This window comes from Nonomuraea sp. H19 (genome assembly GCF_052068215.1).
In the GTDB taxonomy this organism is placed as follows: Bacteria; Actinomycetota; Actinomycetes; order Streptosporangiales; family Streptosporangiaceae; genus Nonomuraea.
On the sequence record NZ_JBQHCV010000005.1, the window covers coordinates 14,410 to 32,372 of the forward strand.

Annotated in this window: 17 protein-coding genes; 15 read left to right on the plus strand and 2 right to left on the minus strand. The window is 68.7% G+C overall.

Going from position 1 to position 17,963, the window contains the following annotated elements:
- Positions 1-126 precede the first annotated feature (126 nt).
- The 9 genes from ACTMTI_RS11780 (at position 127) to ACTMTI_RS11820 (ending at position 10,192) form a co-directional block, all read left to right on the plus strand.
- Complete coding sequence (locus ACTMTI_RS11780; protein ID WP_441120299.1) at positions 127-762, plus strand: cation transporter; 636 nt, start codon at positions 127-129, stop codon at positions 760-762.
- A gap of 266 nt (positions 763-1,028) precedes the next feature.
- Positions 1,029-2,705, plus strand: coding sequence for a substrate-binding domain-containing protein (locus ACTMTI_RS11785; RefSeq protein WP_441120300.1), 1,677 nt, complete (start codon positions 1,029-1,031; stop codon positions 2,703-2,705).
- A 119-nt stretch (positions 2,706-2,824) separates the two neighbouring features.
- On the plus strand, positions 2,825-4,363 hold the full coding sequence (locus ACTMTI_RS11790; protein ID WP_441120301.1) for a sigma factor: 1,539 nt from the start codon (positions 2,825-2,827) through the stop codon (positions 4,361-4,363).
- 284 nt (positions 4,364-4,647) lie between these two features.
- Positions 4,648-5,022: a hypothetical protein gene (locus tag ACTMTI_RS11795; RefSeq protein WP_441120302.1), complete on the plus strand. Its 375-nt coding sequence runs from the start codon at positions 4,648-4,650 to the stop codon at positions 5,020-5,022.
- A complete protein-coding gene (locus ACTMTI_RS11800) occupies positions 5,019-6,152 on the plus strand; it encodes a GNAT family N-acetyltransferase (RefSeq protein ID WP_441120303.1) in 1,134 nt (377 codons plus the stop codon). The genes ACTMTI_RS11795 and ACTMTI_RS11800 overlap by 4 nt, the downstream gene beginning before the upstream one ends.
- A gap of 142 nt (positions 6,153-6,294) precedes the next feature.
- The gene (locus ACTMTI_RS11805; RefSeq protein WP_441120304.1) at positions 6,295-7,128 is read left to right on the plus strand and encodes a glycosyltransferase family 2 protein; all 834 of its coding nucleotides are present in this window, start codon (positions 6,295-6,297) and stop codon (positions 7,126-7,128) included.
- Positions 7,129-7,141: 13 nt separating this feature from the next.
- Positions 7,142-8,083 (plus strand): glycosyltransferase family 2 protein, encoded by a 942-nt coding sequence (locus ACTMTI_RS11810; RefSeq protein ID WP_441120305.1) that lies wholly within the window; start codon positions 7,142-7,144, stop codon positions 8,081-8,083.
- Complete coding sequence (locus ACTMTI_RS11815; RefSeq protein ID WP_441120306.1) at positions 8,080-8,883, plus strand: polysaccharide deacetylase family protein; 804 nt, start codon at positions 8,080-8,082, stop codon at positions 8,881-8,883. The genes ACTMTI_RS11810 and ACTMTI_RS11815 overlap by 4 nt, the downstream gene beginning before the upstream one ends.
- Positions 8,876-10,192 carry a lipopolysaccharide biosynthesis protein gene (locus ACTMTI_RS11820; protein ID WP_441120307.1) on the plus strand — a complete coding sequence of 439 codons (1,317 nt, stop codon included), beginning with the start codon at positions 8,876-8,878 and terminating at the stop codon, positions 10,190-10,192. Before ACTMTI_RS11815 ends, ACTMTI_RS11820 begins: the two co-directional genes overlap by 8 nt.
- Positions 10,193-10,559: 367 nt before the next feature.
- Here ACTMTI_RS11820 and ACTMTI_RS11825 read toward each other — a convergent pair whose 3' ends face one another.
- On the minus strand, positions 10,560-10,910 hold the full coding sequence (locus tag ACTMTI_RS11825) for a hypothetical protein (RefSeq protein WP_441120308.1): 351 nt from the start codon (positions 10,908-10,910) through the stop codon (positions 10,560-10,562).
- A 385-nt stretch (positions 10,911-11,295) separates the two neighbouring features.
- On the opposite strand from ACTMTI_RS11825, the gene ACTMTI_RS11830 reads away from it, so the two are divergent.
- From ACTMTI_RS11830 to ACTMTI_RS11855, 6 genes are all read left to right on the plus strand, one after another.
- Positions 11,296-13,644 carry a hypothetical protein gene (locus tag ACTMTI_RS11830; protein WP_441120309.1) on the plus strand — a complete coding sequence of 783 codons (2,349 nt, stop codon included), beginning with the start codon at positions 11,296-11,298 and terminating at the stop codon, positions 13,642-13,644.
- A gap of 153 nt (positions 13,645-13,797) precedes the next feature.
- The gene (locus ACTMTI_RS11835; protein WP_441120310.1) at positions 13,798-14,913 is read left to right on the plus strand and encodes a DUF418 domain-containing protein; all 1,116 of its coding nucleotides are present in this window, start codon (positions 13,798-13,800) and stop codon (positions 14,911-14,913) included.
- 224 nt (positions 14,914-15,137) lie between these two features.
- Positions 15,138-15,770, plus strand: a complete 633-nt coding sequence (locus ACTMTI_RS11840) for a GNAT family N-acetyltransferase (RefSeq protein ID WP_441120311.1) — start codon at positions 15,138-15,140, stop codon at positions 15,768-15,770.
- Positions 15,771-15,852: 82 nt separating this feature from the next.
- Positions 15,853-16,278, plus strand: coding sequence for a hypothetical protein (locus ACTMTI_RS11845; RefSeq protein ID WP_441120312.1), 426 nt, complete (start codon positions 15,853-15,855; stop codon positions 16,276-16,278).
- A gap of 94 nt (positions 16,279-16,372) precedes the next feature.
- Positions 16,373-16,624, plus strand: a complete 252-nt coding sequence (locus ACTMTI_RS11850; RefSeq protein ID WP_441120313.1) for a hypothetical protein — start codon at positions 16,373-16,375, stop codon at positions 16,622-16,624.
- Positions 16,614-17,069, plus strand: coding sequence for a hypothetical protein (locus ACTMTI_RS11855; RefSeq protein WP_441120314.1), 456 nt, complete (start codon positions 16,614-16,616; stop codon positions 17,067-17,069). Before ACTMTI_RS11850 ends, ACTMTI_RS11855 begins: the two co-directional genes overlap by 11 nt.
- A gap of 41 nt (positions 17,070-17,110) precedes the next feature.
- Here ACTMTI_RS11855 and ACTMTI_RS11860 read toward each other — a convergent pair whose 3' ends face one another.
- Positions 17,111-17,836 (minus strand): alpha/beta fold hydrolase, encoded by a 726-nt coding sequence (locus ACTMTI_RS11860; RefSeq protein ID WP_441120315.1) that lies wholly within the window; start codon positions 17,834-17,836, stop codon positions 17,111-17,113.
- Positions 17,837-17,963 lie beyond the last annotated feature (127 nt).

Below are 17,963 nucleotides of genomic sequence, written 5' to 3' on the forward strand. Positions count from 1 at the left end.
GATCACCGCTCATTATGCGGCGAACCTTGACCATCCTTTGCCGGCTCCATCCCAGGTCACGATCCGAGATGGGTACGTTACAGAGCGCTGTCGACGGCCGGATAGCCGGGAGTTCGGGGGTTCACGGTGCCTGACCAGCGGATTCATGAGCGTCCGGCCGCGTCAGCCGATTGGCTGCGCGCTGCTCGCGCGGCCCGCGCGCTCTCCGTGGCGACGCTGGCCTGGCTGGGCGTGGAGAGCACGCTCGGCCTGGCGGCGGGCCTGGCGGCGCATTCGGTGGCGCTGATCGGATGGGGACTGTCCGCGCTCGTGGAGGCGGCGGCGAGCCTGATCGTGGTCTGGCGGTTCACCGGGGCGCGCACGCTGTCGCCGAGCGCGGAGACCACCGCCAGGCGGGCGGTCGCGGTGAGCTTCTGGCTGCTCGCGCCCTACCTCGTCTGCCACGTCGTGCACGACCTGGGCGAGGGGCAGCGGGCGGCGCCGAGCGCGCTGGGGATCGTGGTGACCACGTTCAGCCTGGTCAGCATGCCGGTGCTGGGGATGGCCAAGCGGCGGCTCGGCCGGCGGCTGGCCTCCGCGGCCACCTCCGGCGAAGGCACGCAGAACCTGCTCTGCGGCGCCATGGCGGCCGGCGTGCTGGTAGGGCTGTGGCTCAATACCCTGGGCTGGTGGTGGGTCGATCCGGCGGTGGCGGTGGCGGTGGCCGCGGTCGCCGTACGGGAGGGAAGGCGGGCCTGGCGTGGGCACGGATGCTGCCACTGAACACCCGGAACGCGGTCACGCCTCCGGTCGATGACCGCAACAGAGGGTAATCACCGCACCAAAAGGGCTGTTTTGCACCACAGACCGCACCGAGTATCGTTCCCGGAGTATTGCGGAGCATCTCCCGACTAGGGTCTCCGGAAGGTCTCAAACATACCTAAGAGGACATCGTGGGGCGACACCGCACAGACGAGCTCGATGGCGGATACAGAGCCAGCGAACCGCCATCCCGCAGGCGTGCCAGAAGCGGCCGCGGCAGGGTGCTCGTGCCACTGGCCGGCGCCGTCGCGCTCGCCGTGCTGCTCGGTGTGGCCGCGTTCGTCATCTTCAACCGCGACCACGACTGCTCCGGCGGCAAGCTGCCGCTGCGCGTCGTCGCGACCTCCGACATCCAGCCCGCGCTTTCCAAGATCGCGGACAACTACAACAAGGCGATGCACTCGATCGACAGCAAGTGCGTCGAGGTGACGGTGGCCAAGGAGGCCGCGGCCAGGACGGCGAACGCGCTGGCCGCGGGCAAGGTCACCGCCGACTTCTGGGTGGCGGACTCCAGCCTGCTCATGGCGACCCTGCGCGCCACGCCCGCCGGCAAGGCGCTGCCGCAGCCGGAGGGCTCGGCCGCGGTCTCGCCCGTCGTGCTCGCGGCGGCCAAGTCGGCCGCGGCGAAGCTGTCGAGCACGCTCAAGCCGAGCTGGTCCAGCATGATCGCCGCAGCGAACGTGGCGAACGTGGACGGCCCCGGCAAGAAGGTGCGCGTGCTCGCCCTCGACCCGCAGAAGAACTCCGCGGGCCTGGCCGCGCTGCTGGCCGCGGCCGGCACGGCCAAGGAGGCCGGGCAGGACAAGGCGCTGGTGGGAGCGCTGAAGGAGTTGTCGGGCCAGCTCGCGTCCGACTCGACGGCGCTGCTGGCGAGCCTCACCGTCAAGTCCGGCAGCAAGGTCCCCGTGGGCGTCGCGAGCGAGCAGGCCATCCACGCCCACAACAGCAAGCGGCCGGAGGCGCCGGTGGTCGCCCTCTATCCACAGGAGGGCACGCTCAACCTCGACTACCCCATCACGATCCTCACCAAGGACCCGTCCACGCTGAAGGCGGCGGCGGACTTCAAGCAGGATCTCGCCACGGCGTCGGCCGAGAAGATCCTGCGTGACGCCGGTTTCCGCACTCCCGACGGCAAGGCGGGCGAGGCGCTGTCCAAGGACAAGGGATTCACGCCGGAGAAGCCGCAGGCCCTGCCCGCGCCCGATGTCGCGACCGTGAGCAGGATGGTGCAGACCTGGTCCCGGCTGAACCTCGGCACCCGCCTGCTCACCCTGCTCGACGTCTCGGGGACGATGGCCCTGCCGGTGCCGGGTACGGGCATGACCCGCATGCAGGCCATCGGCAAGATCGCCACAGAGGGTCTCAGCCTGTTCGCCGCCGACTCCGAGCTGGGCGTGTGGACGTTCTCCACGCACCTGGACGGCCAGGGCAAGGACTGGAAGCAGCTCATCCCCGTCGGCCCGCTCACCGAGAGCGTCAACGGGGTGCTCCGCAAGGACCTGCTGGTCAAGCAGCTCAGCACGATCCAGGCCAAGGCGACGGGTGACACCGGGCTGAACGACACGCTCAAGGCCGCGTACACGGAGATGACGAAGACGTACCAGCAGGACAAGATCAATACGATCCTGATCCTCACGGACGGCGCGGGCAACGACGATCCCGACGGCGGCATCAAGAACCCGGCCATCCTGAAGTTCCTGCAGGAGACCTACAACGCCAAGCGCCCGGTCAGCATCATCCTCATCGCCTTCGGCCCCGACGCCGGGCCGGGCAAGCAGCAGATGGACGCGCTGGCCAAGGCGACCGGCGGCGAGGCGTACATCGCCAAGAACATCCTCCAGGTCCGCGACTTCTTCCTGCAGGGCATGGAGCGGCGCCTCTGCTCCCCCAACTGCGACGGGTGATTTCCACGGGGTGAGGCCCACCATGCCTGTTGGGCATGGCGGGCGAACCTGTCCTGATACGACCGCGTCCTCTCCGCGTGGGGCTTCAGTGCCCCGTCGTACCTGCGGGGAGGGAATCCGTGCCTGGATGGCCGACCGTCGATCGCGCCGCTGATCAGGAGCTGGTGGAGGCTCTGCGGCGCGCGGACGCCGACGCTCCCGCGAGGCTCTTCGACTCCTACGCCGACCGGCTGCACGACTACGCGTACGCGCTGGCCAGGGGTCAGGACGTGGCCGCGGACGCCGTGCACGACGCCCTGGTCACCGCGCAGGGGTGCGTGCCGCGGCTGAAGGACCCCGGCCGGCTGCGGGCGTGGTTGTACGCGCTGGCCAGGTTCCAGGTCCGGGCCAGGATGGCGCACAGGAGCGGCACACCTGCGCACGGCCTGCCGCTGCCGGGTCTGGAGGAGCCGGCCGACCCCGAGCTGGCCGACCTGGTCCACGAGACGCTGGGTGAGCTGAGCGGGATCGACCGCGAGGTGCTGGAGCTGTCGCTGCGCCACGGCCTGACTCCGTCCGAGGTCGGCGCGGTGCTGGCGCTGACCTCGCGGCAGGCGGCGGCCAGGCTCGGCAGGGCTCGCGGCCACCTGGAGATCGCCGCCGCGGCCGTGGTGCTGGCCAGGACGGGCCGGGCGCACTGCCCCGACCTGTCGGCGATGGTGGACTCGTGGGAAGGACCGCTCACTCCGCTGCTGCGACGGCGGCTGTCGGGGCACATCGGCGGGTGCGAGGTGTGTACGGAGCGGCGGCACCGGCAGATCTCGGCCGGGCGGCTCCTGGACATGGTGCCGGTCGCGTACCCGCCGCTCTCCCTGCGCGGCCGGGTGATCGACACGTGCGTCAACCCCGAGCGCGACCAGACCCGTACCCTGATCACGGATCGCGGGGACAGCTTCGACCGGGCCGGGTTCCCCGTGCCGGCCGGGCGGGGCACGCGCCGGCGCAGGCCGCGCCGCCTGGCGCCGGTGGTGCTCGCGGGCGCGTGCGTGCTGGCCGCGACGGGCGCCGTGGTAGTGATCAACGAACGCGGGGCCTCGAACGGCACCGCGCCGCGGCCCGTCTCCTCCCCCACGGCCGAGGCCACGGAGGAGAGCCCCACGTCCGAGCCCGTGCCCGAGGAGGACGAGCTCACCCCGTCGCCGGCGCCGAGCCCCACCCGGTCCGCCAGGGCCACGCCGAGCGGGCGGCCGGCCGCCTCGCGGCCGAGCACCAGGCCCGCGACCGTGCCCACGACCACCCGTCGCAGGCCCGCGCCCGGCGCGAAGCTCGGTGTCTCCTGCCCGGGTGACCTCGACGGCGCCGCGAAGATCGGGCTCAGCGCACGCAACGCCTCGGTGTCCTGGGTCGCGACGGCCTCACAGGGGCTGGACGTGTTCCCGGCGAGCGGATCGATCAAGGCCGGGGGCTCGGTGAGGATCTGGGTGACGGTCATCGACCCGGACAGCGACGGCACCGGCCGGGTCTCCTTCACCTCGAACGGCGGCACGGCGAGCTGCGCGCTGTCCTGGGACGGCCGGGACGCGGAGGCATCCGACCCCCCGACCGAGGAGCCGACCCCGACCCCCGAACCGTCCGAGTCGCTCAGCGGGATGGCGACCACTCCCCATCCGGATCAGTAAAGCAGGGGTCAATCAACAGTAGAGTCATCTTTGGACGACAAACAGGGATGAATCGGACCCTGACTCGAAGAACCCTGGCCTCATAGGGCATTCTGGTGTGCTTGGGGACCACATCGGGCCGGTGACCACTTGACCGTGTGTTGAAGGTCACACGAGAAAACTCTTCCTGCCGGTAAACCGGAGTGCGTCGCCAAGCGTCGCCATTGACGCACCCAGCCCCACATTGGTCCCATGAATTGGCGATCAAACGCTTTTGACCAGTAAGAGCAGGAGAGAAACCGGAGATGCTCAGGCCGCAGCACCGCAGAGCCCTCGCCTGGTTGGTGGGGCTCGCCTGCATAGCGGGAGCCGTAGTCGCGCTGTTCGACATCGAGACGCCGCTGCGCCCGTTCTTGATCTCTCTGTTCCTTCTCGTGGTCCCAGGGGCGGCGGTGGTGGGACTGTTGCGAGATCGTGATCCCCTTGCCGCACTATCAGTAGGAGCCGCGGCAAGCCTCGTGCTGAACGTGCTTCTCGCCGAGGCCATGTTGTTGTTCGGCGCGTGGTCTCCACGGGCCGGGGTGGCGACGGTCGCCGTGCTCGGAGGGTTCATGTACGTACTGCGCGTGTTGTACCGGGGGAAGAGCCTGCAGACGGAACAGGGGGCCAGGGCAAGGTGAAAATCCAGGTAGTTCGGCCGGGAGAGCTCGGGAGCGCCGAGCGGGACCGATGGCGTGAGCTGCAGAAGGCGGATCCGAGTCTGGACAACCCGTTCCTGTCGGTCGAGTTCGCCGTGGCGATGGACACCCTGCGCGACTACGTGAGGGTAGCGGTCATTTCCGACGGAAGCGGGATCAAGGGGTTCTTCCCGTACGAGCGGCACAGCTTCGGCATCGGCAAACCACTCGGCGGCTTCCTCACTACCTGTCACGGTTTGATCTCGATTCCGGACCTGAAGCTCGACGCGAAGGCATTACTGCGCGCCTGCAAGCTCAGCGTGTTCGACTTCGATCACCTGGTGGCCGGGCAGCCGACGTTCGCCGCCTACGAGACGGACGTGCGTCCCGCGCCGGTCATGGACTTCACCGCCGGCTTCGACACCTGGATCGAGCAGGTCAAGGCCAACTCGCCGAAGAACCTCAAGACGGTCCGCTACAAGGAGCGCAAGCTCGGCAGGGAACACGGCGAGCTGCGCCTGGAGTGGGCCTCGCCCGATCCCGAAGTGCTGCGCACCCTGCTGGCCTGGAAGTCGGACCAGTATCGGCGCACCGGCCGGGTGGACAGGTTCGCCCAGCCGTGGATCGTCGAGCTGACCGACATGATGCATGCCGAGAACTCATCGGACTTCGCGGGCGTCCTCACCATGCTTTATGCCGGTGACGTGCCGGTTGCCGGGCATTTCGGCCTCCGTACGGCCACCACCCTTGTAGGGTGGTTCCCCGCCTACGACACCGAGTACAGCCGCTACTCGCCGGGCATCGTGCACCATCTCCAGATGGCCGAGGCCGCCGCGAACGACGGGCTGCACATGGTCGACATGGGCAAGGGCGGCAAGGAATACAAAGACTGGCTGAAGAGCGGTGTCTTGTACGTTGCCGAAGGCCGCATCTCAAGACCGTCCGCGACGGCGGCGGTCCACTGGATGGGCCGAACTCCTTTCAACAAAGCCCGAACAATTGTCATGGATCGACCGTCTCTTTATAGGGCGGCCGACCGTGTCCTCAAGGGCTTCGGTCGGGTGCGCACCTCGATGCAACCGCAGCAGGAGTCACCCAGCGCAGTAGTCAAGGAACCCACGGGAGCGCGCTGAGCGCTCCCCCCGACCCCCGGCACACACCCTCACTCCACAGGACCCTTCAATGCACCGTTCACCGGCTTCGCCATTCCCGCAGCACCCGGGAGCGGCTCCGTCCGGCCAGCACGGGAGGGCCCCGGAAGGAATTTCCCTCGCCATGAGTCCCGAGATCACCAAGCACAACGGCAAAATCCACTCCTCGCCCCTGCGTTCGATGCCGCCGCCCTCGAGCTTCACGCCCGTCACACCTCACCTGGCCATTTCCCCGACGGTGAGCGTGGTCGTGCCCGCGATGAACGAGGCCGAGAACCTGCCTCACGTCTTCGCCACGATCCCGCAGTGGATCGACGAGATCGTGCTCGTCGACGGCAACTCCACCGACGACACGGTGGCCGTGGCAAAGCGCCTGCGGCCCAACGTGAAGATCATCACGCAGACGGGCAAGGGCAAGGGCGACGCCCTGGCCGCCGGTTTCGCCGCGTGCACCAGCGACATCATCGTCATGATCGACGCGGACGGCTCGACCGACGGCCGCGAGATCATCAACTTCGTGGGCGCGCTGGTGACGGGCGCCGACTTCGTCAAGGGCTCGCGCTACGCCTCCGGTGGCGGCAGCGACGACCTGACGCTGAACCGGCGCCTGGGCAACAAGGTCCTCACCGGCATCGTCAACGTCATGTACAACACCAAGTACACCGACCTGTGCTACGGCTACAACGCTTTCTGGGCCCGCCACCTGGACGTGCTCAACCTCGACTGCGACGGCTTCGAGGTGGAGACGCTGATGAACGTGCGGGCCGCCAAGGCCGGGTTGAAGGTGTACGAGGTGCCGAGCCACGAGCGCAACCGCATTCACGGCGAGAGCAACCTTCACGTCGTACGAGATGGCTTCCGCGTGCTCAAGACCATCCTGAAGGAGTGGCGTCGCCAGCCCTCTCCTGCTCAGCCTGAGCCCACTGCCACTCCCGCCGCTGACCGAGGCGTCGCATAAAAAAAGGATTGTTGTGAACACGTCTGTTGTCATCTGCGTCTACACCGAGGAGCGGTGGGAGGACATCAGGCAGGCAGTCGAGTCGGTCGAGAACCAGACACGCCCGGCATACGAGCTGATCCTGGTGGTCGACCACAACCCCGACCTGCACCTCAAGCTCAAGCGTGAATATCCGCAGGCCATCGTGGTGGAGAACACGCACGAGCAGGGGCTGTCGGGGGGCAAGAACACCGGCGTGGCCACGGCCGGCGGTGAGATTGTCGCGTTCCTCGACGACGACGCCGTCGCCGATGCCGGGTGGCTGGAGGCTTTGGAGGAGGGCTTCCAGGAAACCGGCGTGGTGGGCGTGGGCGGCCGTACCGACCCCTTGTGGGCGTCGGGGCGGCGGCCGGGGTGGTTCCCGTACGAGTTCGACTGGACGGTCGGCTGCACCTACCGCGGCATGCCCGCGGTACGTGCGCCGATCCGTAACGTGATGGGCGGCAACGCCGCCTTCCTGCGCGAGATCGTGTCCGAGGTGGGCGGGTTCCACAGCGGCATCGGGCGCAGCGTGCAGGGACGCAAGTCGCGCCCGCTGGGGTGCGAGGAGACGGAGTTCTGCATCAGGCTGAGCCAGCGCAAGCCGGGCTCGGTCATGCTGTTCGAGCCGCGCGCGGTGATCGGGCACAAGGTGTCCAAGCAGCGCGAGCGGTTCGCCTACTTCAGGTCCAGGTGCTATGCGGAGGGGCTGTCGAAGGCCCTGGTGACGCAGGAGGTCGGGACCCAGGACGGGCTGGCCAGTGAGCGGGCGCACGCGCTCAAGACGCTGCCGCTCGGCGCTTTGCGCGGCCTCGGCGAGGCGCTGCGCGGTGACCTGGGCGGGCTCGGCCGGGCCGCCGCGATCGTGATCGGGCTGGCCTGGACGACCTGGGGTTACGCCGTGGGTTCCGTACGGCTGAAGGCGGCACGATCATGATCAGAGTTCCGATCCTGATGTACCACTCCGTCACCGACAAGCCCAACGATGAGACGCGCCCGCACGCGGTGCGTCCCTCGGACCTGGCCGAGCAGCTGGCGTACCTGAAGGAGAGCGGCTTCACCCCGCTCACGCTGGGTGACCTGGTGGCCGCGCTCAACAAGATCGACGGCCACTCGGTGCCCGAGAAGCCGGTCGTGGTGACGTTCGACGACGGCTACGCCGACTTCCACAGCCACGCGCTGCCGCTGCTCGACCGCTACAACTTCCCGGCCACGGTCTTCCTGACCAGCGGCTGGGTGTCCGACGCTGGCAAGGACGCCGCGGGCCGGCCCCTTGACGGCATGCTGTCGTGGGGCCAGGCCCGCGAGGCCGCGCAGACCGGCATCGAGATCGGCGGCCACAGCCACAGCCACCCCCAGCTCGACCAACTCCGCACCGAGGACCTGCGCCAGGAGCTGCGCAGGAACAAGGGCCTGCTGGAGGAGAAGATCGGCGCGCCGGTCGCGACCATGGCCTACCCGTACGGGTACTCCAGCGCCCGCGTCCGCCACGAAGTACGTAAGGCCGGATATTTCGCCGCCTGCGCCGTGAACAACACGATCGCCGCGGACCGGCACGACATGCTCGCCATCCCCCGGTTGACGGTCGGCAAGGGCACGACCATCAACATGTTCAAGCGCGCCGTCGAAGGCAACGCCGTACCTCTCATCTACCTGCGCGAGCGCATCCTCACCAAGGGGTACGCGGTCGTGCGGCGGACGAGGTACGGGCTGCAACGGGTGCGCGGAAATGTCTAGGATCTGGGAAAAGATCCGTCGCGACCTGCGTAATCCCCTGTTCCTTCAGGGCTACGCGCTCATGGCGAACACCGTCATCACCGGTGTGCTCGGCATGGGCTACTGGCTGCTGGCCGCCCACTTCTACTCGCCGGAGGAGTTCGGCAGCGGGCAGGCGGTGATCACGGCGATGCGGCTGTTCGCGTCGCTGACGGCGCTGGGGTTCGTGGGGGCGCTGGCCCGGTTCCTGCCGGTGGCCGGCCGCCGCACGCCCGAGCTCATCCTGCGCGGGTACGGCCTGGCCGCCGCCACGGGCGGGGTCGCCGCCCTCGGGTTCCTGCTGACGCTGCCGATGTGGGGTCGGACGTACTCGGTGCTGGCCGGGTTCGGGCCGGGGCTGTTCTTCCTGGCGTCCGTGGTGGTGTGGGCCGTGTTCACGCTCCAGGACGTGGTGCTGACCGGGCTGCGCAGGGCCACGTTCGTGCCCCTGAACAACCTGATCTTCGGCGTGGTCAAGATGGGGCTGCTGGTCGCGCTGGCCGGCGCGCTGCCGTCCGGCGGGATCTTCGTCTCGTGGGTGATCCCGACGGCGCTCGCCCTCATCCCGGTGAACTGGCTGATCTTCGGCGTGGTCGTGCCCAGGCACGTGAAGCAGTCCGATACCGCTCAGGAGCCGCCCCGGTTGCGGGAGATCGGCAGGTTCCTGGCCGGGGACTTCCCTGGGACACTGTCGATCCTGGCGATCGTGTATCTGGTGCCGGTGGTGGTCGCCACACAGGTGGGCGCGGCCACGTTCGGGCGCTTCTCGATGGCGCACACGCTGGCCAGCATGATCGAGCTGCTGGCCATGAACATGGCGGTGTCGCTGACCGTCGAAGGCTCCTTCGACCGCACCAAACTGGCCCAGAACTGCCGGCACGCGCTGCGGCGCGCGTTCATGATCGTCATTCCGATCATCGCCGTGGCGATCCTCGGGGCGCCGCTGATCCTGACCATCTTCGGGTCCGCCTTCGCCGAAGAAGGCACGCTGCTGCTGCGGCTGATGGCGCTGGCCGTGCTGCCGCGGGTGCTGATCGAGGTCTACCTGAGCGCTTTGCGGGCACAGAGCCAGGCACGGTCGCTGGCGATCGTCCAGATCGGGCTGGCCGTGCTGGTGCTGGTCTCCACCCTGGCGCTGTTCCCGTTCGCCGGGGTGAACGCGGTGGGGTACGGATTGCTCTTCAGCGAGCTTCTGATGGCACTTTTGATCTTCGGAAAACTGCGTAAGATTCTCAAGTTCGGCGAAACAGGGAAAGCGACTGTCACCCAGGGGTCGTCCGGGGCCGCATGATGGTCAACGTGAGGCAACGGGACGGCGATGGCAGGACAACAACGGGGATCACCGGCTCCTCGGATGTGCGTGGGGACAAGGAGGAGTCAGACGTGCCCTTCGATCCGGAGGCTACCGGGGTCATCCCGAAGCTGACGTTCGAGTCCGCTTCGGAGGGCTCCGAAGGGGCGCCTGAGGGCTCGTCCGAGAGCTCTTCGGCGGAGGCCGACGACGTGAGTGCGAGCAGCACCGCCGTCTTCCGGATTCCGGGGCCGCTCCACATCGGCCACCCGCCGACCGCGGAGGAGGCGGATTCCGAGGCCTCCGGGAACGTGCCCACGCCTGGGCAGCCGGATGGCGGCGAGTCGCCCAAGAAGGCTGACACGGCTCAGACACCCACGAAGGCCGGCACCTCCGACGCTGCCACGTCAGCGAAGCCGGGCGCCTCGAAGGGCTCCACACCGGCGAAACCGGGCACCCCCGAAGCCTCCACACCGGCGAAACCGGGCACTCCCAAGGCTTCCACGCCGACGAAACCGGGCACTCCCGGGGCTTCCACGGCAAGGAAGCCGGGGCAGGCCCAGTCGTCGGCATCGCCGGACACGGCCCCGACCAAGCCGGGCCTGCAGTCGCAGCCGGCCAGTGGGCCGCAGCGCGTCGACCGCCAGCCCGCCAGCGGCCCGCAGCGCGTCGAGACGCAGGAGGCACAGGCCGCGAAGCGGGGCGGGGGTGAGTCCAAGGCTGCGCCGCCTGCAAGCGCGTCCGCCAAGGGGCCGTCCGCCGGGCAATCCGTCGGCGATGAGGCGGCGGCTGCCGGGACGGTGCCCACGAACATCGCGCCCACCCCTACTGGAGCACCTCCCACTGGGGGGAAGTCCAGCACGGTATCCCCCACCGGCGCGCCCGCCAAGGGGACGTCCGCCGCGACGCCGGCCACCGGAGGGGCGCGCAGCGGAGCGGCGCCCGCTCAAGGGACAGGTGGAGGAGCGCCCGCCCAAGGGACAGGCGGAGGGGCCGCCAGGCCGGGGACGGCTGCCGGCGGAGGGGCCGCCAGGCCGGGGACGGCTGCCGGCGGAGGAGTCGCCGGGCCAGGAGCGGGCGCGTCTCAAGGGCCGGCCGCTTCGGTGCAGCCCGCCGGGGCGCCACCTCAGGGCGGCGGGGGGCCGACTGCGGCCCCGAGCGCGCCGCCGCAGCAGGGCCTCCACCAACAGGGTCTCCACCAGCAGGCACCGAGGCAGCAGGCACCGCAGCAGGCGCCCCAGCCGGCACCGCAGCAGGCACCGCACCAGGCGCCTCAGCAGCAGGCCGCGCCCAAGCCGCGCCCCGCGGGTGGCCGCATCGGCGCGCTGATCGCCGGCGCCCCCAAGTGGCTGCCCGTCCTGCTGGTCCTCGAGGGCCTGGTCATGTACGTCCTCGCCCTCAAGGTCCCCTCGGGCCCGCTGCGGGGCGTGGATCCCAGCAACATCGACGGCCTGGGCCTGATCTCGGCGCTTCCGACGACGGCGTTCATCGCCATCCTCATCATGATCGCGTCGTTCTTCGTCACGGTCGCCCAGAGCACCGACCGCAAGTTCCTGCTGCTGTTCCAGATCGCCGCCATCACGTTCGCCCTGCACGGCGCCGGCGCCCTCGTCGCGGAGGAGCCCCGCTTCCCCACGGCGTACATCCATGCCGGTTTCGTGGAGTTCATCGGCAGGACCGGCGAGACGGCGATCAGCATCGACGCCCGCATGGGCTGGCCGGGCTTCTTCGCGTTGTTCGCGTTCGTGACGAAGGCCGCCGGGATCACTGACATGACGCCGATCCTGCAGTGGACGCCGCTCGTGTCGAACCTGCTCTACCTGCTGCCGTTCGTGCTGATCCTGCGCCAGGTCGTGGCGACCACGCGGGCGCGGTGGTTCGCGGCGCTGCTGTTCGTGCTGGTGCAGTGGATCGGTCAGGACTACTTCTCACCGCAGGGCTTCACGTTCGCCCTGTATCTGGCGTTCGTGGCGATCCTGTTGCGCTGGTTCGGCCGGGTGGAGCAGCGTACCAAGCCGATTGCGCCCAAGGGCCTGCGCAAGCTGCTGGGCAAGCTGGACGCGATGACGCCGGGCGAGCTCGCCAATACCGGCACGTACCGCGCCGACAAGCTGCTCATGCTGCTCATGCTGCTGGCGTTGTTCATCGCGGCGGTGGCCTCGCATCAGATCACGCCGTTCATGATGCTCGGCGTCGTCACCGCTCTGCTGATCTTCAGGCGGACGTCGCTGACGTGGACGCTGCCGTTCTTCCTCGGGCTGGTGGTGCTGGCCTGGATCAGCTACATGACGGTCGGTTTCTGGGCCAGCCAGATCGATGCGATCTTCGGCGGCCTGGGCCGGATCTTCCAGAACCTGCGCAGCAACACCGGCGACCGGATCGAGGGCAGTGACCCGGCGCACGCGATGGTGCTCCAGGCCCGCCTCGGCATCCTCGTGGTCATCCTCAGCCTGGCGGGGACCGGCCTGTTCAGGCGGTTGCGGCGCGGGGTGTTCGACCGGTCGGCGCTGATCCTGCTCTGCGTGCCGGTGATGGCGCTCGGGCTGCAGAGCTACGGCGGCGAGATCGGGCTGCGGATCTACATGTTCGCGCTGCCCGGCGCCTGTCTGCTGGCCGCGTACGCGTTCTTCCCGAACCTGCCTGCCGACAGCGCGGACGTGCGCGAGGAGACCGTGCCGCTGCGCAAGCGGAACGTGCGCTTCAACCCCGAGCTCACCAAGAAGATCTCGGTCGTGCTCGCCGCCTGCTTCGCGGTGCTGTTCGCGTTCGCGTTCCTGCTGGCCAGGTACGGCAACGAGAAGTTCGAGCGGGTCACCGCCGGCGAGGTGGCCGCCATGCACTACGTCTACGACCACGACAAGCCCAGCGCCAGGGTGATCTACCTGGTGCCCAAGGAGGGCCCCGAGGTCACGCCCACCATGCCGTGGGGCGAGCGGGACGTCGAGATCGTCAGCTTCAACCTGCAGGCGCTCGTGCACAAGGACCCGACGAAGATCGCGGACGCGGTCAAGAAGCTACAGGAGTCGCCGCGGAACTCGTTCCTCATGGTGAGCCGCGGTCAGGTGAGCTACCTGCAACTCAACGAGGGCTTCCCGGCCGACTGGGGAGAGAAGTTCCGCGCGGCGCTGGACGCCTCGCCGGACCTGAAGAGGGTCTACTCGAACCAGGACGCGGCGCTCTACACGTGGAAGAAGTTCGTCCGCGGCACCGAGATCCCCGAACCGAACCCGTTCGAGGGGCGCGGCGACCCGACCTCGCCCTGGACGCCGGTGGGCCTCGGCGCGCTGGGTGTGACCTGGGCCGCATTGTTCGGCTACGAAATCATCCGGCTCAACGGCCCGAACCGGGCGCGGAAGGCGCGAAAGCGCCTGCTCTTCCTGGCTGTGCCCGGGTTCGTGGTGGCCGTAGCGGTGATCGCCGAACGGTTCATCTACATCGCACAAAATAACTGAATTCACAGGAAACGCTCAGGATGTGCGGAATGATGCTCTTCAATGAGGACACAGAAGACACATCCCGCCATCCCGGGCACACGACCTGCCGCGGCTGCCCGGATCGCTTCTGTTGACGCCTTACGAGGCTTCTCGCTCCTGGGCATCCTCGTCGTGAACATCGCCTTCCTGGCCTCCGGCTACCGGATGGCCGGGTTGGCGGAGCCCGCCTTCCACGGACCGCTGGACTGGGCCGTGCGGTGGACTGTGACCCTGCTCATGGAGAACAAGTTCTACCTGCTGTTCTCGTTCCTGTTCGGCTACAGCTTCACGCTCCAGCTCGACTCGGCCGCGCGACAGGGCCGGCCCTTCGTGCCGATGTTCCTGCGGCGGCTGGCCGGGCTGCTGCTGATCGGGCTGGCGCACGCGGTGCTGCTGTTCCCCGGGGACATCCTGACGACGTACGCGGTCGTGGGCGTGGCGCTGCTGGTGCTGCGCAGGATCACTCCCAAAGCAGCGGTGCAACTGGCCGTCGGCCTGACGTCGCTCCTGGCCCTCGGCTTCGTGCTGCTGGCCGTGATGGCCATGGCCGGGCTGGACATGTCAGGAAAGGTCGCGGAGACTGCCGCGAGCGCCGCCAGGTCGGACGCCATGCTGGGCGGGACCGTCTGGCAGATCGTCTCTGAGCACATACACAAGCTGTCCCTGGTCATCATCATGCGGGTGCTCTTCCAAGGGCCTGCCGTGCTGGCCGCTTGCCTGATCGGCCTGGCGGTCGGCAAGCTCGGCGCCCTGCGCGACCTGTCCGCCCACACGGCCGCGCTGCGCAAGCTGCAGTGGGCCGGCTTCACGGTCGGGCTGGCCGGCGCGCTGTTCTACACGGCGTCGGCCTGGACCGGCACGGTGCACAAGTTCTGGGGCGAGGCGGTGGACCTGGTGACGGCTCCGCTGCTGGCGGCCGCGTACGGGGCCACGTTCCTGCGGCTGCTGCCGCATATGCCGCGGACAGGCCGCGCCCTGGCCGCGCCGGGGCGAATGGCGCTGTCCAACTACCTGGCGCAGTCGCTGATCTGTGCATTGATCTTCACGGGGTACGGGCTGGCGCTCGTGGACCGCGTCAGCCCGCCCGTGGAGGTGGTGATCGCCCTGGGCATCTTCGTCGCCCAGGTCCTTTACAGCCGTTGGTGGCTCAAGGAGCACCGGTACGGGCCGGTGGAGTGGGTGCTGCGCTACCTCACGTACTGGCGCAAACCCTCCTACCGGCCCCGCCACGCCTCATCGACCGCCTGAGATCCGGCCTTCCGTGTCCTGGAGGAACCTGTCGCCGCGGGGCACCAGCCAGAGCGTGAGCAGGGCGGATAGCAGCGTGACCGCGCAAGCCGCGTTGAGGGCCGGCGGAAGGCCGGTCAGTTCGCTCAGGACAGGCCCGGCGAAGGCCCCGATCATCGTCGCGGCGGCCTCGGTGGTGAATATTCGGGTGACCTCGGCGGCGGAGATCGGAACAATGGGTCGGCATGCGCCACTGGCCTCTCTTCAACCTGCGACTGACCACGCCCCGGCTCGAGCTGCGTCTCCCCTCCCTGGACGACCTCGACGAGCTGGCCGAGCGGGCCTTGGAAGGCGTACACGATCCGGACCTGATGCCGTTCGGCGTGCCGTGGACCGACGCCTCCGCCGCCGACCTGCCGGGCAACGTCGTCCGTTTCCACCTCGGAGTCATCTCGCGGTGGCGGCCCGAGCAGTGGTCCGGCAACTTCGTCGCCGTCCACGAGGGCCGCGTGATCGGCACCCAGGACCTGTCCGCCTCCGACTTCCCGATCACCCGAGAGGTGCACACCGGCTCCTGGCTGGGCCGCGCCCACCAGGGTGCCGGGCTCGGCACCGAGATGCGCGCCGCCGTACTCCATCTGGCCTTCGCCGGGCTCGCCGCCCAGACGGCGGTCTCCAGCGCCTTCCTGGACAACCCTGCCTCGCTGGCCGTCTCCCGCAAGCTCGGCTACCGGCCCGACGGCCTGTCCGTCCACCAGGTACGCGGGCAGCGCGCCGTCCAGCAACGCCTGCGCCTGCACCACGACGACTTCACCAGCCCGGTCCCGGTGGAGATCCACGGCCTGGAGCCATGCCTGCCGCACTTCGGCCTGAATTGACCGTAAATGCGGCGATCGTCTATGACCTCGCGCTATGCGATCATCAGCTGGGACCTGGATTCCGCACGAAGAACGTGAGGCCATGACAGACCTGTCGACATTCACCGGGGACGAGCTCGACCTGCTGCTTCACGTACCGCGGCAAGTGGCGTGGGCGGCCGTGCTCGCCGAGGAGGACGGCCTCGCCGCAACGGCCAGGGAGCTGTACGCCGGCGGCAAGGTCCTCGTGGAGGCCGAGCGGTACGGCAGCGAGTTCATCGAAGCACTTGCTGCACGCACCCCTGAGGGAGAGACCATCGGGTCGGGCCCGGGCGAAGCAGTCGCTGATGCGCTGGGCAAGGCACCGACGGCCATCGCCCTGCTCCGCGTCAAAGGCACTGAGCACGACGTACACGCCTACGGACAGTGGCTGATCGAGATCGCCGTCAGGGTCTCCGACGGCGCCGGCGGCATCTCCTCGGCCGAGCAGAGCTTTGTCGCCCGGCTCACTGCGGCGATCAAGAGCTGAGCTCCCGTCTCAGTTTGCCGAACCGCCGGCGCCACCGCCCAACATCGTCGGCGGTTCGCGGGACGGCCAGCCTCCACATTCGCATGATGAACATATGAACACTAAGCCGATCACTATCACAGTGGACGAAGCCGTTCACAGGTACGCCGCCGAACAAGTGGAGCTCGGGCGGGCTCGTTCAGTGTCGGCGTACTTCAACGAAGCCGCACTTCACCGGATGGAGACGGAACGCCAAGCCGACGTTGCCTGGCGTACCGCCGTCGAAAAGGCCAACCAGGACCCCGCCGTCGTAGAGCGAGCCCAGCGTCGCGCACGCAAGGCACAGGAGATCTTGAATGCCGGCTGACGGATATGTTCTGGACGCGTCTTTGCTGGCCGAAGTGGGTTGCGGCGACAACGACGTGGTCGCCCTGCTCCAGCAGCTCGACGCCGCGAACATCGCCATCATCGTGCCTGCACTGGCGGTCACCGGCGCCACCGTGGAGAGGACCGCCACCAACGAGCAGCTCGCTGTCATGCGCGGGGTCGGCCGACTCGATTCGGCGACCTTCGCGGCGCTCTCGACGTTCCATGACACCGTCGACCTGGCACGGATGCGGCTGGGAGCCGACACGCCCAGCGAGCTCTGGGACGTGCAGACAGCACTGCAAGCAGTGCTTGCAACTGCCCCATCCTCACGACGGACGCCGCACACTGGAACGCGGCCGCGAAGGAGTTGTCAGGACATCTCACCGTGGTCGAGGTATCCCAATTGGACGACTAGGAGCATGTCACAGCTGAAGCGGCGCTGAAAGCGCCGGCAAGATCAGCCGCCTGAACGCCGAGACGTTGGTCAAGCCTTGAGCAAGGCGGCGGCGAGCTCGGCCGGGCGGGTGAACTGGGCCTCGTGGCTGCCCGGATGCTCGATGACAGGGGCGCCCGTGCCGAGCCGCTGCGGAAAACGGGGCGTCCAGCCGAACTCGCCCGGCGGCAGGGCATGGTCCTCCGGCCCGGTCACGTAGGTGGCGGGCACGCCGAGCGCCGCCGGGTCCACCGGCAGGACGGTCTCGGTGAAGTAGCGCATTGGCTGCGGGACGAGCAGGCCGTGGATCAGGCGCTGCGTGGTCTCGTCGGCGTCCTGCATGAACGCCGCGCAGAACACCTCGTAGGGGAAGACGACGCTGTTGTTCCCCGACGCCGCCGCGAGCTGGGTGAACATCTCGGCGTAGTGGGGCGGGACCTCGTCCATCAGGGACGCGCCCTCCGCCGGGACGAACGCGCCCCAGTAGACGAGCTTGCGCAGCCGGTGCGCGAGCCGGTGCGCGGCGCCTGTCATCGGGTAGCCGCCCCAGCTGTGCGCGACCATCGTGACGTCCCTCAGGTCGTTGCGCTCGACGAGGTCGACGATGAAGTCGCTCACCTCCGCCAGGCTATGCCGCTCGGGATTGTCGCCGTCGGCGAGACCGGGCAGGGTCGGGGCCAGGACGCGGTGACCGGCGGCACGCAGGTGCTGGGCGACGAGCCGCCAGGTCCAGCCGCCGTGACAGGCACCGGTGATGAGGACGAAGGTCTCTGCCATGACGTCTCCTTGTGACGTGGCGGATGCCAGGGGTTACTGAATATGCGCCATGTGTGAGACGTTCGTCAATGGCATGACACATCTTTGACGTCGTTTGTGTCATGAAAAGTTTCATACCGGCGTCGCC

Coding starts and splice junctions, on each gene's coding strand:
- ACTMTI_RS11855 (WP_441120314.1), top strand. CDS start 16,614: ATGCCGGCTGACGGATATGTTCTGGACGCGTCTTTGCTGGCCGAAGTG.
- ACTMTI_RS11850 (WP_441120313.1), top strand. CDS start 16,373: ATGAACACTAAGCCGATCACTATCACAGTGGACGAAGCCGTTCACAGG.
- ACTMTI_RS11845 (WP_441120312.1), top strand. CDS start 15,853: ATGACAGACCTGTCGACATTCACCGGGGACGAGCTCGACCTGCTGCTT.
- ACTMTI_RS11860 (WP_441120315.1), bottom strand. CDS start 17,836: ATGGCAGAGACCTTCGTCCTCATCACCGGTGCCTGTCACGGCGGCTGG.
- ACTMTI_RS11805 (WP_441120304.1), top strand. CDS start 6,295: ATGAGTCCCGAGATCACCAAGCACAACGGCAAAATCCACTCCTCGCCC.
- ACTMTI_RS11820 (WP_441120307.1), top strand. CDS start 8,876: ATGTCTAGGATCTGGGAAAAGATCCGTCGCGACCTGCGTAATCCCCTG.
- ACTMTI_RS11815 (WP_441120306.1), top strand. CDS start 8,080: ATGATCAGAGTTCCGATCCTGATGTACCACTCCGTCACCGACAAGCCC.
- ACTMTI_RS11840 (WP_441120311.1), top strand. CDS start 15,138: ATGCGCCACTGGCCTCTCTTCAACCTGCGACTGACCACGCCCCGGCTC.
- ACTMTI_RS11795 (WP_441120302.1), top strand. CDS start 4,648: ATGCTCAGGCCGCAGCACCGCAGAGCCCTCGCCTGGTTGGTGGGGCTC.